The organism is Arthrobacter sp. 05T423 (assembly GCF_056396245.1).
Genome location: NZ_JBFTLC010000022.1, coordinates 1 through 14,002, shown reverse-complemented (window position 1 = coordinate 14,002; position 14,002 = coordinate 1). Strand labels below are relative to the sequence as shown.

The 14,002-nt window shown below is 67.0% G+C and carries 13 protein-coding genes and 1 tRNA gene; 3 read left to right on the top strand and 11 right to left on the bottom strand.

The window, feature by feature from the left end:
* The first annotated feature begins 1 nt into the window (after position 1).
* Positions 2 to 874: an Fpg/Nei family DNA glycosylase gene (locus tag AC1DFE_RS15690; protein WP_476906802.1), complete on the top strand. Its 873-nt coding sequence runs from the start codon at positions 2 to 4 to the stop codon at positions 872 to 874.
* Positions 875 to 972: 98 nt separating this feature from the next.
* On the opposite strand, the gene AC1DFE_RS15685 is transcribed toward AC1DFE_RS15690, so the two are convergent.
* The 10 genes from AC1DFE_RS15685 to AC1DFE_RS15640 form a co-directional block, all read right to left on the bottom strand.
* Positions 973 to 1,049, bottom strand: a tRNA-Pro gene (locus AC1DFE_RS15685).
* 140 nt (positions 1,050 to 1,189) lie between these two features.
* Positions 1,190 to 2,740 carry a ribosome biogenesis GTPase Der gene (der, locus tag AC1DFE_RS15680; protein ID WP_476906801.1) on the bottom strand — a complete coding sequence of 517 codons (1,551 nt, stop codon included), beginning with the start codon at positions 2,738 to 2,740 and terminating at the stop codon, positions 1,190 to 1,192.
* 10 nt (positions 2,741 to 2,750) lie between these two features.
* Positions 2,751 to 3,434, bottom strand: a complete 684-nt coding sequence (locus AC1DFE_RS15675) for a lysophospholipid acyltransferase family protein (RefSeq protein ID WP_476906857.1) — start codon at positions 3,432 to 3,434, stop codon at positions 2,751 to 2,753.
* A gap of 58 nt (positions 3,435 to 3,492) precedes the next feature.
* Positions 3,493 to 4,206, bottom strand: a complete 714-nt coding sequence (gene cmk, locus AC1DFE_RS15670; RefSeq protein ID WP_476906800.1) for a (d)CMP kinase — start codon at positions 4,204 to 4,206, stop codon at positions 3,493 to 3,495.
* Entirely contained in the window at positions 4,206 to 5,315 is a 1,110-nt protein-coding gene (locus tag AC1DFE_RS15665) for a prephenate dehydrogenase (protein ID WP_476906799.1), read from the bottom strand. Before AC1DFE_RS15665 ends, cmk begins: the two co-directional genes overlap by 1 nt.
* 3 nt (positions 5,316 to 5,318) lie before the next feature.
* Positions 5,319 to 6,539 carry a pseudouridine synthase gene (locus AC1DFE_RS15660; RefSeq protein ID WP_476906798.1) on the bottom strand — a complete coding sequence of 407 codons (1,221 nt, stop codon included), beginning with the start codon at positions 6,537 to 6,539 and terminating at the stop codon, positions 5,319 to 5,321.
* 106 nt (positions 6,540 to 6,645) lie between these two features.
* Positions 6,646 to 7,278, bottom strand: coding sequence for an SMC-Scp complex subunit ScpB (gene scpB, locus AC1DFE_RS15655; protein ID WP_476906797.1), 633 nt, complete (start codon positions 7,276 to 7,278; stop codon positions 6,646 to 6,648).
* Entirely contained in the window at positions 7,275 to 8,114 is an 840-nt protein-coding gene (locus AC1DFE_RS15650) for a segregation and condensation protein A (RefSeq protein ID WP_476906796.1), read from the bottom strand. Before AC1DFE_RS15650 ends, scpB begins: the two co-directional genes overlap by 4 nt.
* 5 nt (positions 8,115 to 8,119) lie before the next feature.
* On the bottom strand, positions 8,120 to 9,019 hold the full coding sequence (locus AC1DFE_RS15645; protein ID WP_476906795.1) for a ParA family protein: 900 nt from the start codon (positions 9,017 to 9,019) through the stop codon (positions 8,120 to 8,122).
* A gap of 236 nt (positions 9,020 to 9,255) precedes the next feature.
* On the bottom strand, positions 9,256 to 10,596 hold the full coding sequence (locus tag AC1DFE_RS15640; protein ID WP_476906794.1) for a cation:dicarboxylate symporter family transporter: 1,341 nt from the start codon (positions 10,594 to 10,596) through the stop codon (positions 9,256 to 9,258).
* 137 nt (positions 10,597 to 10,733) lie between these two features.
* Here AC1DFE_RS15640 and AC1DFE_RS15635 point away from each other — a divergent pair, with 137 nt between their 5' ends.
* Entirely contained in the window at positions 10,734 to 12,470 is a 1,737-nt protein-coding gene (locus AC1DFE_RS15635; RefSeq protein ID WP_476906793.1) for a sensor histidine kinase, read from the top strand.
* The gene (locus tag AC1DFE_RS15630; protein WP_476906792.1) at positions 12,467 to 13,180 is read left to right on the top strand and encodes a response regulator; all 714 of its coding nucleotides are present in this window, start codon (positions 12,467 to 12,469) and stop codon (positions 13,178 to 13,180) included. Before AC1DFE_RS15635 ends, AC1DFE_RS15630 begins: the two co-directional genes overlap by 4 nt.
* Before the next feature lie 156 nt (positions 13,181 to 13,336).
* Here AC1DFE_RS15630 and AC1DFE_RS15625 read toward each other — a convergent pair.
* Positions 13,337 to 14,002, bottom strand: a 666-nt coding sequence (locus tag AC1DFE_RS15625; RefSeq protein ID WP_476906791.1) for an HNH endonuclease signature motif containing protein, incomplete at its 5' end; no start/stop codon positions are given.

Here is a 14,002-nt window from a genome sequence, read left to right as displayed (position 1 = left end):
CATGCCGGAACTACCTGAGGTGGCCGCACTGAGCACGTTCCTCGACGCGCGGCTGCGCGGCGCGGTGCTGGAGAAGCTGCAGATCCTGTCTGTGGCCGTGCTCAAGACGGCCGACCCGCCCTACACGGCGCTGGTGGGCCGAACCATCGCGGGCGTGGAGCGCTTCGGGAAGTTCGTCAGCATCGACGTCGGCGGCCTGCACTTCGTCTTCCATCTCGCCAGGGCCGGCTGGGTCCGCTTCACCGAAAAACCCTCGCCGGATCCGCTGCGGCCCGGCAAGGGGCCCATCGCTGCCCGCCTGCATTTGGCCGGAGCTGACGGCAATAAGATGGGCGTCGACCTGACCGAGGCCGGCACCAAGAAGGGGCTGGCGATCTACGTGGTGTCGAAACCGGGCGACGTTCCGGGTATCGCCGACCTCGGACCCGATCCCCTGGCCGCCGCGTTCAGCCTGGAGATGTTCGCCGAGATCCTCGCCGGCCACGCACACCAGATCAAGGGCGTACTGCGCAGCCAGAGTGTCATCGCCGGGATTGGCAACGCCTACAGCGACGAAATCCTGCATGCAGCGAAAATCTCCCCATTTGCCATGGCCAATTCCCTGGAGCCGGCGAAGGTCGGGATCCTGTTCGATGCCATCCATTCCGTGCTGGGAGCAGCGGTGGCGCAAGCGCAGGGGAAGGCGCCCGCCGACCTCAAGGACGCGAAGCGAAGCGGCATGAGCGTGCATGGCCGCGCCGGCCAGGCCTGCCCGGTATGCGGGGACACGGTCCGGGAAGTGTCTTTCGCCGATACTGCACTGCAGTACTGCCCCACCTGCCAGACCAACGGCAAGATCCTGGCCGACCGCAGGACGTCGCGCTTCCTCAAGTAGCACCTGCTGTGCTGCCCTGTCCGGTGACCCGACGCACCGCCGTCGTCCGGGCAACAAAAAACCCCGCCTACCCTGTTTGGGTTGGCGGGGTTTCGTTGTGGTCGGGCTGACAGGATTTGAACCTGCGACCCCTTGACCCCCAGTCAAGTGCGCTACCAAGCTGCGCTACAGCCCGTCAGTTCCGCCGTTCTCCGCCTCGGTGAATGTTCTGAAGAATTTCACCTAAGCAGTCCGGCCGAACCACCTAGAAGAGCTTACACGATTCCGGGCGGTGCAAGTGACACTTTCCGGCAATCGCCGCCCGGTGTGTCCCAATTAACGCTTCTTGCCGCGCTTTTCACGCACACGCATGTTGACTTCGATGGGCGTGCCTTCGAAGCCAAAGGTTTCCCGCAGGCGGCGGGTGATGAAACGTCGGTAGCCGGGATCCAGGAATCCCGTGGTGAAGAGGACGAACTTCGGCGGCCGGCTGGAGGCCTGGGTGCCGAAGAGGATGCGGGGCTGCTTGCCGCCGCGGACCGGGTGCGGATGCGCGGCCACCAGCTCGCCCAGGAAGGCGTTGAGCCGTCCGGTTGGGATGCGCCGGTCCCAGTTTTCCAGCGCCAGCTCGAGGGCGGGAACCAGGCGGTCCTTGTGCCAGCCGGTCTTGGCGGAGATGTTCACCCGGGGAGCCCACTCCACGTGGGCCAGGTCCTGCTCGATTTCGCGTTCGAGGTACCGGCGGCGCTCGTCGTCCAGCAGGTCCCATTTGTTGAATGCGAGCACCAGGGCACGCCCCGATTCGATGGCCAGCTGGAGGATGCGGACGTCCTGTTCGCTGAGCACCTCGTCAACGGCAAGAAGAACGACGGCGACCTCCGCCTTTTCCAGCGCGCTTTGGGTCCGGAGGGAGGCATAGAAATCCGCGCCCTGCGCCATGTGCTGGCGCCGGCGGATGCCGGCGGTGTCCACGAACCGCCAGGTTTGGCCGCCGAGCTCGATGAATTCGTCAACCGGGTCGCGGGTAGTGCCGGCGGTGTTGTCCACCACCACGCGTTCGGAGCCGGCCAGCTTGTTCAGGAGGGAGGACTTGCCCACGTTGGGCCGTCCGATCAGTGCGATCCGGCGCGGGCCGCCGGAGCGTTCCACGCCCTCGATGGTGGAGAACTCCGGCAGGGTGTCCATGACGTGGTCCAGCAGGTCCGCGACGCCGCGGCCGTGCAGCGCGGAGACGGGGTACGGCTCGCCGAAGCCCAGGCCCCACAGGACGGCGGAGTCAGCTTCCTGCACGAAGTCGTCCACCTTGTTGGCGACGAGGATGACTGGCTTCTTGCTTCGCCGGAGCATCTTCATGACGCCTTCGTCCGTGGCGGTTGCGCCCACGGCCGAGTCGACGACGAACAGCACGGCGTCGGCCAGCTCGACCGCCATTTCGGCCTGTTCGGCCACTCGGGCGTGGATGCCGCGGGCATCGTGTTCCCAGCCGCCGGTGTCGACGACGGTGAAGTTCCTGCCGTTCCAGTTCGCCGAGTACATCACGCGGTCGCGGGTCACGCCGGGGGTGTCCTCCACGACCGCCTCGCGGCGGCCCAGGATGCGGTTGACGAGGGTGGACTTGCCGACGTTCGGGCGGCCGATGATGGCGAGCACGGGGTCCAGCTTGAGCGGGCCTTCCAGCTCGTCCTCGTCGTGCAGGCCGCTGAGGAGCGCGGCGTCGTCCTCGTCGAGTTCGTAATCGTCCAGTCCGGCGCGGAGGGAGGCGGCACGAAGCTCCGCCTCGTCGTCGTCCATGGCCGCCAGATGTTCTGCCACCTGGTCTGTGCCGGTGGGCGTGTATTCGTCTTCGCCGGCGCCGGAGTGGCCGGAAGTTTGAGTCGTATCGCTCATTGCACTTTCCTTAATGGTGGTCTGCCGGCGGTCCGGCTACTGCGGTGGAACGTTGATGCGGATGATCCGCGGAGGGCAAGGGCAGCCCGCTGAGCCGGACGGTGTCTCGGACATGGGCGGCCAGCATGTCCCGGATTTCGGTGGCCGCCCTGTCCATTGAAGCACGGCCGGTTTCCCCGGGATTGCGGCCAACCGTGAGGGGCTTGCCGAAGCTGACGTGCAGCTTGCGGCCCGGGCGGGGCACACTGTCCAGGTGCTCGCCGCCCTTCCGCGTGCCCAGGATGGCCACGGGGACCACGACGGCGTCGGAATTCAGGGCGAGCCATGCCACCCCGTTGCTGATGCCGGCTGCGGTGCCGCTCCCCCGGGTTCCCTCGGGGAGGATGCCGATGCAGCGGCCGGCGTCGAGCACGTCCTTGCTGAGCTGCAGGACCGACCGGTCCCCCGCCCGGTCAACCGGAAGCTGGCCCGAAGCCCTCAGCACGCGGCCCAGGAAGCCCTTGAACATTTCCTTCTTAACGAGGATGTGCATGGGCCGGGGCGACGCGCCGAACATGACCGGTCCGTCGAGGAAGCTGATGTGGTTTCCTGCGAAGATCACCGGCCCCGCGGCGGGAACGTTGGAGCGCCCGGTGACGGCGGTGCGGTAGACAATGTTGTTCAGGAACCGGCCGACGGGCCGGCTCCACCCCATCGTCCAGCTGCCCGGGAGCCGGGTGCCCGGAACCGCAGTCCCCGGCGTCCTGGCGGAATCACTCATGGTTGATGACCTTGGTGACGATGCGCAGCGCGGCGGCCACGGTTTCCTCGAAGTCCAGCTCGGACGAATCCAGCGTCACCACGCCGTCCGCCGCCTGCGTGAAGTTCACCACGGTGGAGTCCTTCGCGTCCCGCTGGGTCACCTGGGCTGCCAGCTGCTCGGCACTTTGCGTGCCGCCCAGCTGAATGCCGCGGCGGCGGAGCCGGGCCTCCTCGCTTGCGGTCAGGAGCATGCGCACCTGCGCACCGGGCACGACGACGGTGGTGATGTCCCGCCCCTCCACCACCATGCGGCGGTTGTGCTTTTCGATCAGGGCACGCTGGCGGCGGATCAGTTCCGTCCTGGCACCGAGCGTCGTAGCCACGGCGCTGACCGCCGAGGAAATGGCCGGTTCCCTGATGGCGTCTGTAACGTCCGTGCCATCGACCAGTACAAACCCGGTGTGCGGGGTGGTGCTGATGTCCAGCGGAAGTTCTTCGGCGGCCAGTTCGACGGCGGAGGCGTCGGTCAGGTCCGTTCCGCGGTCGAGGCAGTACCAGGTCAGGGCCCGGTACATGGCGCCGGTGTCCAGGTAGGCAAGGTTGAGGCGGCGGGCCACTTCCTTGCTGACGCTTGACTTTCCCGAGCCGGACGGCCCGTCGATGGCCACCACCAGCGGGCGGCCCAGCCGGAGGGCAGGCAAAGTGTCGATCAGTTCCTGTGTCATTACTGAAGTACCCGCCATCCACGGTCGCTTAGTGCTTCTACAAGGAGGTCATGCGCGCTGGGCAGGACAGAGATCTCCACCATGCCCACGTTCTGCCCGGACGAGTGGTCCAGGCGGAGGTCCTCAAGGTTGACGCCGATCTCGCCGATCTCGGTCAGCAGCCTGGCGATCTGGCCGGGCCGGTCATCGACAAGCACGGTGAGCCAGGAATACGCCTGCGGCGGTCCGCCGTGCTTGCCCGGAATCCGGGCCTGCCCGGCGTTGCCCTCGCTCATCAGCTGGGCCAGGTCAAGCCGGGCCCCTGCGGCCGCGGGATCCTCCAGGGTGCCGATCAGCCGGTTGAGGTCTTCCCGGACACCGTAGAGGATCTCCACCACCTTGCCGGCATTCGCCCCCAGGATCTGGACCCAAAGGGTGGGGTCGCTGGCCGCAATGCGGGTGGTGTCGCGGAGCCCGTTTCCCGCCAGGGAGAGTGCGCCCAGCGGCGTGTCCTGCAGCCGGCTCGCCAGCAGCGAGGACATCACCTGCGGCAAATGGGAGACCAGGGCCACGGCTTGATCGTGCTCCTCAGCCGTGAACTGCGAAACGAGGGCACCCAGGTCCGTGGCCAGTGCACTCGCGGCCTGCACCGCACCGGCCGAGGATTCCTCAGCCGGGCACACGACCCACGGCATGGAGGTGAAGAGCTCGCCGCGGGCAGCGACGGGGCCGGACTTCTCGCGCCCGGCCATCGGATGGGTGCCCACGTAGCGGCAGAGGTCCGCTTCCCGGCTGCGCAGCTCATGGAGGATCGCCGCCTTGACGCTGGCGATGTCGACGACGGTGGCGTCCGGGTAGTCTGCCAGCGCACGTTCCACAACATCCGCGGTCACGTCCGGCGGAGATGCGACTACTACGAGTTCAGGACGCTCATCCCCCATGGCCGTCAGCGCGAGCCCCGCGCCGATATCGACGGCGACTGCCTGGTTGGTCGGCGATGGATCGGACAGGTAGACGGCAACGCCGCGGCCGCGCAGGCCGAGTCCGATGCTGGTCCCGAGCAGGCCCGTGCCAATGACGACGACCGGGCCGTTCAGGTGCCCGCGGCCGTGCGTACGGAAAGCCGACATCCCTTACAGCCCCACGGATGCCAGCAGGTGGCCGACTTCCTGCTTGCCGAGGTTGCGGATGCTTCCCTGGCGCTGGTCGCCCAGGCCGATGGGGCCGACCTTGACGCGCACCAGGCGCAGCACCGGGAAACCGACAGCGTCGAACAGACGCCGGACGATGCGGTTCTTGCCCGAGTGCAGCACCACTTCGATCAGCACGTGGCCCGGGGTCGAGTCCACCAGCCTGAAGGAGTCAACTGATGCGAAGCCGTCCTCGAGTTCAATGCCTTCCTTGAGCTGCGCGCCAACGCCCTGCGGGAACGGCCCGCGGACCTGGACCAGGTAGGTCTTGGGGACCTCGTAGGAGGGGTGGGTCAGGCGGTTGGCCAGTTCGCCGTCGTTGGTCAGCAGCAGCAGGCCCTCGGTGGCCACGTCCAGGCGCCCGACGTGGAACAGCCGTTCACCCTGGTTGTTGCGGATGTAGTCGCTGACGCACGGCCGGCCCTCGGGGTCCTCCATGGTGGACACCACGCCCTTGGGCTTGTTGAACACCATGTAGACCAGCGTGTCATCAAGCTGGATGCGCAGGCCGTCCACGTGGATGACCGAGGTCTTGGGGTCGACGCGGACGCCGAGCTCCGTAACAACCTTGCCGTCGACCTCGACGCGGCCCTCCGCAATCATCTCTTCGCAGACGCGGCGGGAGGCCACGCCGGCGGAGGCCATGACCTTCTGCAGGCGGACGCCGTCGGCGTCGTGGACCTCGGACTGCGGCACCTCGGCACGGGGTCCGCGGCCGCGGGCCGGCCTGCGGACCGGCCCCAGGTTCCGGCCGAAGCGTTCGCTGCCGAAGGCGCGCGCGCCCGCAGCCTTGGGTGCGCCCGGCTTGGGCTTCAGCGCGCCGGGGGTGCCGGGCGCCTTGTTCGCGCCAGGCTTCCGGGCACCGGCGGCCTTGCGTGCACCGGCCTTGGGTGCGCCGGTCCTGGGCGCAGGGGCCTTGGCGCCCGGCTTCCAGTCGCCGGCCGGCCTGCGGCCCGCGGGCGCTTCATCGGGATCGACGAAGCGCTCCTCGCGGGGCTTGGCCTTGTAGGTGCGGTCGCCGGAAGGGCGGTCGCCGCCCTTGGGGAAGTCGCGCTTCCCGGCGCCTGCCGCGCGGCCCTGTGCCGCTCCGCGTGCGGCGTTGCGCTCCGGACCTTTGCGTCCGAAGCTGTTACGTGGTGAACCCTGGCGTCCCGCCTGTGTCATGACCCGTCCTCTGTGATTTTGACCGGCAAAGGTTGTCCAAGAACAACACTAGCCAGCCCTGCAGATTAAATCTGCCCTGGTAAAAACTGCTTCGCAGGCGCGCGGCCTACATTCTTCCGGCGTCGTAGAACTCTTCAATTCCTTCAAGCCCCGGAAGGTGGGGTGAGATCTGAGGCAGCTCGGCCACCGATCCGATTCCCATGCGTTCAAGGAAATACGACGTCGTGCGGTACAGGACAGCGCCGGATTCCGGATCCGTTCCCGCATCCTCAATCAGCCCACGCTGGGTCAGCGTCCGCACAACAGAGTCAACGTTGACCCCGCGAATCGCAGACACCCTTGCCCTGGATACCGGCTGCCGGTAGGCGATGACGGCGAGTGTCTCAAGCGCCGCCTGGGTCAGCCGGGCCGTCTGCCCCTCCAGGACAAAGGCACCGACGACGTCGGCGAATTCAGCCCGGGAGTAGATGCGCCAGCCGCCGGCGACGTTCCGCAATTCAAAGCCCCGGGGGCTGGAAGCAAGTTCATGCTCAGGGCGATGATTACTGCCAGTTTCCATATCCGGGGCTTTAACAGTATAGCCGTCATACTCGCGCTGCAGATCCAGCAGCAGCGCCTCGACGGCGGACACCGTCATGTTGAGGCCGGCGGCGAGGTCGGTGGCAGAGGCTGGCTCGTCCAGCACCATCAGTACCGCCTCGAGCGCTGCGCGCTCCCGGCGCGCAACTGGATCCGTCATTGTTGCTCCTCGTATTCCTCGCTCAGGTGCTCCGCGGTCCACTCCGTGCCGGCGGCGGTCCAGCGCACAGTCAGGTCGCCCAGCGGCGCAACCTGGTCAAGGGCCACCACCTGGTCCCTGAACAATTCCAGCAGCGCAAGGAAACGGGCCACCACAACAAGGGTGGACTCGGCGTCGGCTACCAGCGCACGGAATGTCAGGGGCCCGCCGGCCTGCAGCCGCAGGCCGATCAGCTCGGCCTGTTCGCGGACGCTCACCGTGCTGCCGTGCAGGTGGGCCACCCCTACTTCCGTCGGCGCCGGAGCCTTGGGCTTTAGGGCAGCCTCTGCCAGGGCCGCGAACTGTTCGGGGCTGTGCTTCCAGACGAGCTCCGGCAGCATCGCCGCGAAGTGCTCCTCAAGGGCGACCTGCCGCGGATACCGGCGGGACTCCAGTTCCAGGGTGGTGTCCATCAGCGCCGCAACCTGCTTGAACGCCTTGTACTGCAGCAGCCGGGCGAAAAGCAGGTCGCGTGCTTCGAGGAGGGCGATGTCGTCGTCGTCCTCCACCTCCCCCGCGGGCAGCAGGCGCGCCGCCTTCAGGTCCAGCAGCGTGGCCGCGATGACGAGGAACTCACTGGCCTCGTCGAGGGCCCACTCCTCCCCCAGCTCCTGCAGGTTCCGGATGTACCGGATGAACTCGTCGGTCACCGTGGCAAGCGCCACCTCGGTGATGTCGAGCTGGTGTTTGGAGATCAGTCCCAGCAGGAGGTCGAAGGGGCCAGTGAAGTTGGCAAGGCGCACTTCGAAGCCGGATCGCCTGGTTTCGGCGGGGGGCGTTGCCGGCTCTGCGGTCATCCGGGCTAAGGCGCGCCGCCGCGCGAAATCAGTTCCTTGGCGAGGCGGCGGTAGGCGTCGGCACCCACGTGGTTTCCGGCGTAGCTGGTGATGGGTTCGGCGGCCACGGTGGCGTCGGCGAACTTAATGGAACGCTTGATCACGGTTTCGAAGACCTTGTCCCCGAAGGCTTCCACGAGGCGGCTGATGACCTCGCGGCTGTGCAGCGTGCGGGCGTCGTACATCGTGGCCAGCACGCCGTCCACCTGCAGCCGCGGGTTGAGGCGGTCCTGGACCTTGTCGATGGTTTCGACCAGGAGCGCCACCGCGCGCAGTGCGAAGAATTCGCAGATGAGCGGAATGATTACGCCGTGCGCTGCGGTCAGGGCGTTGACGGTGAGCAGACCGAGGGAAGGCTGGCAGTCGATGAGCACGACGTCGTACTCGTCCTCGACCTTCTTCAGCGCCCGGTCGAGCACCTGCTCGCGGGCCACCTCGTTGACCAGCTGGACTTCGGCCGCGGAGAGGTCGATGTTGGCCGGCAGCAGGTCCACGTTCTGCACGCCGGTCTGGTGGATGGCCTCGCGGATGTCGATCTTGCGGTCCATGAGGACGTTGTAGACGGTCAGGTCGAGTTCGTGGGGGTTGACTCCGAGCCCGGCGGACAGCGCGCCCTGCGGGTCGAAATCCACCAGGAGCACGCGGCGGCCGTATTCGGCGAGCGCTGCGGCAAGGTTGATGGTGGAGGTGGTCTTGCCCACCCCGCCCTTCTGGTTAACCATGGCTATGACGCGGGCCGGTCCATGGGAGGACAGCGGCGCGGGCTCCGGAAATTCGCGGTGGGGGCGGCCTGTGGGACCCATGACGGCGTCTTCCAGGTCGAGTTCCGTGCCTTCCAGAGTTGCTGAACCCTGTTCGCTGCTCACGTATCTATCCACACTTTCGATGACGGTGATTTTTCTGCCGCTGTCTGCCAGCGCCCCTGCTTCTTCCACCCCAAGGCTACAGCGCCCGACACGGCATTCCGTGGACCTTGACTTTTCATGGTGTTTGAGCCTTTACCTTGTACCTGAGGTCGAAGGTTGGGTTGCGGCAGCAATGAAACCGCCCGCACAGGCTGGGCCTGTGCGGGCGGTCTCATTGCTGTACTGGTGCCCGGGCGTCAGGCCTTGACAGGTACGGCGGGCTCCAGCGTTGCCAGCCTGCCGTGCTGGTGCGCCTCCATCGTCTGCTCGTCGAAAGGCGCCTGGCCGGAGAGCACCCGGTTGACCTGCTCGCCGTCGACCTCCTTGACCCAGGTGCCGACCAGCAGGGTGGCGACGGCGTTACCGGTGAAGTTGGTCAGTGCACGGGCCTCGGACATGAAGCGGTCGATGCCCACGATCATGCCCACGCCGCCCAGCAGAGCCGGCTGATGGGCCTGCAGGCCTGCGGCCAGGGTGGCCAGGCCGGCTCCGGTGACGCCGGCCGCGCCCTTGGAGGCGATGATCATGAAGACCAGCAGGGAGATCTGGGCGCCTAGGTCCAGCGGCGTTCCCATGGCGTTGGCCACGAAGAGCGATGCCATGGTCAGGTAGATGGCCGTGCCGTCCAGGTTGAAGGAGTAGCCGGTGGGGACCGTCACGCCGACAACCGGCTTGGAGACACCCAGGTGCTCCATCTTGGCGATGAGCCGCGGCAGGGCCGCTTCGGAGGACGACGTCGAGAAGATCAGCAGGTATTCGCGGGCCAGGTACTTCATCAGCTTGAAGATGTTCACGCCGGTGACAACCTGCAGGATGCCGCCGAGGATGACGACGATGAACAGCGCACAGGTGATGTAGAACGCGATCATCAGGGTGAACATGCTGATGATGGCCTGGAAGCCCGTGGCGCCGACCACTGCAGCGATGGCACCGAAGGCGCCCACCGGGGCGAGCCACATGATCATGATCAGGATGCGGAAGACCAGGGCCTGGCCGTGAGCGATGGCCTTCAGGATCGGCGCACCCTGCGGGCCCATCTTCTGCAGAGCGAAGCCGACGAGGATGGCGGCGAGCAGGGTGGGAAGCACGGGGATGTCGCTGGGAATAATGCCCAGGAGGAAGTCAACTGTGCTGTCGGCTGCCGCCTTCTTGTTGGGGTCGTACGGCGCGAGCTGCAGCCCTTCACCCGGGTGGATGAGATTGCCAACCACGAGGCCGATCGCCAGCGCGAAGGTGGACATGACGATGAAGTAGCCCAGGGCCAGTCCGCCGACCTTTCCGACGGTGGCCGCCTTGGCGATGGAGCCGATGCCCAGCACGATGGTGCAGAAGATGACCGGGCCGATCATCATCTTGATCAGCTTGATGAAGCCGTCACCGAGGGGCTTGAGTGATTTCCCGACCTCGGGGAACAGCAGTCCCACCAGAGCGCCGAGAATGACCGCCGCGATAACGGCGATGTACAGGTAGTGGGACTTGTCGAGTCCCTTGCGCTCGGCTGTGGCCGGCACTGCCGACTCTCCTCGTTGAGAAGCCATCTTTCTCTCCTTATGGATAATCTGGAAGACGCTTCGGCACAATCTGGGCTCCGCGCGTCGGTCCTTTGTGATTTCCATCATTCGCTACGGAGTGACTTGGCTCACCGTTGCGTTCATATTGGTCATGGGAGGTGTTGATGATCCACCGCTGGAGCATCGCGAGGCGGCTGTTTATGGCGAACCTGCTGTTCATGCTGGCCCTCACGGCCATCGTCGGGACGGCCGTTTTCGTGGACGCACGGGACCATGCCTACGACGAGGCCGGCCGCCGGATGGGGGCGTTGGCGACGTCCATCGCCGATAACCCGCTGGTCCTGCAGGCCGCAGGCACCGGGAACCCCTCGGCGCAGCTGCAGCCCTACGCGCTGAAGGTCATGGCCGACTCCGGCGCCGACTTCATCACGATCATGGCGCCGGACCGGACACGGTGGACGCACCCGCTGGAGGAGGAGCTGGGCCGCCCCTATATCGGATCGATCGAGGAGGCCCTCCAAGGCCGGGTGTTCACCGAGATCACCGCCGGGACGCTGGGGCCGTCGGTGCGGACGATTGCCCCGGTGAAGGATGCCCGCGGGGCGGTCCGCGCGCTCGTGGCAGCCGGCGTCACCGTCAACACGGTGGATGTGGCGGTGTCCGGCAGGTTGCCTGCGCTGCTGGCCGTATCCGGCTCCCTGCTTGCGGGCGGATCGCTGGCGTCGTGGTTTCTTGGCCGCTACCTGCGGCGGGTGACCAGGGGGTGGGGTCCCGAGCAGCTGGCCCAGCTGTTCGCCTATTACGAATCGGTGCTCCATTCCGTCCGGGAAGGGGTTGTCCTGATTGATCCGGCCGGACGGGTGGTCATCTACAACGACCAGGCGGCGGAACTGCTGGGGCTGGAGCCGCGGGAAGCGGAGGACGACCACGCGGCCACGCCGCTGCTCGCGGACCTGCCCCTTGCCCCCAGCCTGAAGGAGCTCTTCGAATCGGGACGCTCTGCCCACGACGAGATCCATCTGACCCGTGCCGGCGTGCTGGTGGTCAACCAGCGCCCGGCCGTGGGGCCTGAGTCCTCCCCCGGGCGACAGCGGGGCCAGGTTTTTGGCACCGTGGCCACCATCCGCGACCGCACGGAGATCGAGTCCCTGGGCACCGAGCTTGAGAGCATGCGGACGCTCTCAGATGCCCTCCGCGCCCAGACCCACGAGCATGCAAACCGGCTGCACACCATGGTTTCCCTGTTGGAGCTGGGCAGGACGGAGGAGGCCCTCGACTTTGCCACGAAGGACCTTGAGCTGAGCCAACAACTGGCGGACGACGTGGTCGGTTCAGTCCACGAGCCCGTGCTGAGCGCCCTGGTCATGGGCAAGGCGGCCCAATCCCATGAGCGCGGCGTGGAACTCGTGGTCGAGGCGTCCGGGCCGGCCCTTACCGGGGACCTGGCGGTACAGGACCTTGTCACGGTCGTCGGCAACCTGCTGGACAATGCCATCGACGCCGCCGCCGACGCCCCGTCGCCCAGGCGGGTGGAGCTGCGGGTGGACACAACGGGCGGCTGCCTGGGCATTACCGTGCAGGATTCGGGCAAGGGCATTGACCCAGCAGCTGTGGACGACGTGTTCCGCTACGGTTTCAGCACCAAGGCGGCCGGGCCCTTTGGGCGGGGCCTTGGCCTTGCACTGGTGAAACAGGCCGTCCAGCGCCTTGCCGGTACCATGACCATCAGCAACTCCAGCACCGGCGGGGCGCGCTTCCACATCGAGCTTCCGGCCGCCATCGCACCGGACACACCTTCCGCAGGCACACTTCCTGCAGACGCGTTTCCCTCCAGCACCTTTCCGTCTAGCACCTTTCCCTCAAGCACGGCCACATCGAGTCTCCCGGAGGAGCACACGTGACAGACATCCGAGTCCTCGTCGTCGAGGACGAGCCCGTCGCAGCCGCGGCACACGCCGCCTATGTGGGCAGGGTGGACGGCTTCACGCTGGCGGGAGCGGCTCCCGACGGGCAGTCGGCGCTCCGGATGCTCACCGAATTCTCCGTCGCAGGCAGCCCGGTGGAGTTGGTTCTGTTGGACATGAACCTGCCGGATCTGCACGGCCTCGACATCGCCCGGCGGATGCGCTCCGCCGGGCACTTCGCCGACATCATTGCGATCACAGCTGTTCGGGAGCTGGCGATTGTCCGCAGCGCCGTCTCCATTGGCGTCGTGCAGTACCTCATCAAGCCGTTCACGTATGCGACGTTCGCGGACAAGCTGGACAGTTACCGGCAGTTCCGTGAACAGCTCGCGGGACCGGCGGCGGGCTCGGCGAAGGGAGCAGCGTCACAGAGCGACGTGGACCAGGCCTTCGCGAGCCTTCGGGCGCCGTCGGAGCTGCCGCTTCCGAAGGGCCTGGCCCCGTCAACGCTCGACGCCGTCCGCGACTTTATTAAGGAACAGCCCGGCGCCGTCTCGGCCACCGAAGTCATGACTGCCCTGGGCATGTCGAGGGTAACTGCGCGCCGCTACCTTGAATACCTTGCCGACGCCGGGACGGTGTCCCGGACGGCCCGGTACGGTGCTCCGGGCCGCCCCGAGAACGAATACCGCTGGTCCCGCACCTGACCGTGCACCGGCACCTGTGAGCACTGACCACCGAATCTCACGCAGGCTCTGTTTCAGGCGCGCCCTGCTTAGGAGAGGCTTGCGCAGGTCAGGCCTACAGGCATGCCGATGCTCACCACTGACATAGTGGGTGGGCACCGGAACGGCGACCCGACATTACGCGGCCGTGGGCGAGGACCAGTAGGGCCAGGGATCCAAAGGCAGCGGTGGATCTGGGTCATCGGGTCGGGCCGGCGGCTCCAGCCAATCCTGCGCCTCCGGGCAATCCTCCGGCTCCGGCCAATCCTGGCCGGGCGGCAGTTGCTGCCAGCCTCGGTCTGGCGGTGGTTCTGGCCTATCCCGGCCGGGTGGCAGTTGCCGCCAGCGTTGGTCTGGCGGTGGTTCTGGCCAGTTGGGTGGTTCCCAGTCCTGGTACTCGGCCGGGTAGGACCGTCCGTTGGGTGAGACCCACCCGGGCGGGCTCTCGCGGGTGGCGCGGACCGGTTGCCACGCCGTGGCGTGTTTGAGCCGGTGGTGTTTGGCGCAGGTTTGGCCGAGGTTGGCGATGCCGGTGCCGCCGCCGTCCGCCCACGCGAGGATGTGGTCGGCGTCGTTGTCCAGGGAGTGGTTGTTGCAGTTGGGGAACGTGCACCGGGCGTCGCGGAGCCGCAGCCATTGGCGTATCGGTTTCGTCAGCCGGTACCTGGTGCGTCCGATCTCCAGCGGCGCACCGTCCCGCGGGTCGGTAAGCACACGGAGGAAGGACGTTCCGCCGTCGGCGACGAGCCGGCGGGCCATGGACGGCGGGATCGGCCCATAACCGTCCAGCGTGGCCGGTTCCTC

What these genes read in the sequence shown, in the direction of transcription:
- AC1DFE_RS15690 (WP_476906802.1), top strand. Translation starts at nt 2, where the DNA reads ATGCCGGAACTACCTGAGGTGGCCGCACTGAGCACGTTCCTCGACGCG.
- der (WP_476906801.1), bottom strand. Translation starts at nt 2,740, where the DNA reads ATGAGCGATACGACTCAAACTTCCGGCCACTCCGGCGCCGGCGAAGAC.
- AC1DFE_RS15675 (WP_476906857.1), bottom strand. Translation starts at nt 3,434, where the DNA reads ATGGGGTGGAGCCGGCCCGTCGGCCGGTTCCTGAACAACATTGTCTAC.
- cmk (WP_476906800.1), bottom strand. Translation starts at nt 4,206, where the DNA reads ATGACACAGGAACTGATCGACACTTTGCCTGCCCTCCGGCTGGGCCGC.
- AC1DFE_RS15665 (WP_476906799.1), bottom strand. Translation starts at nt 5,315, where the DNA reads ATGTCGGCTTTCCGTACGCACGGCCGCGGGCACCTGAACGGCCCGGTC.
- AC1DFE_RS15660 (WP_476906798.1), bottom strand. Translation starts at nt 6,539, where the DNA reads ATGACACAGGCGGGACGCCAGGGTTCACCACGTAACAGCTTCGGACGC.
- scpB (WP_476906797.1), bottom strand. Translation starts at nt 7,278, where the DNA reads ATGACGGATCCAGTTGCGCGCCGGGAGCGCGCAGCGCTCGAGGCGGTA.
- AC1DFE_RS15650 (WP_476906796.1), bottom strand. Translation starts at nt 8,114, where the DNA reads ATGACCGCAGAGCCGGCAACGCCCCCCGCCGAAACCAGGCGATCCGGC.
- AC1DFE_RS15640 (WP_476906794.1), bottom strand. Translation starts at nt 10,596, where the DNA reads ATGGCTTCTCAACGAGGAGAGTCGGCAGTGCCGGCCACAGCCGAGCGC.
- AC1DFE_RS15635 (WP_476906793.1), top strand. Translation starts at nt 10,734, where the DNA reads ATGATCCACCGCTGGAGCATCGCGAGGCGGCTGTTTATGGCGAACCTG.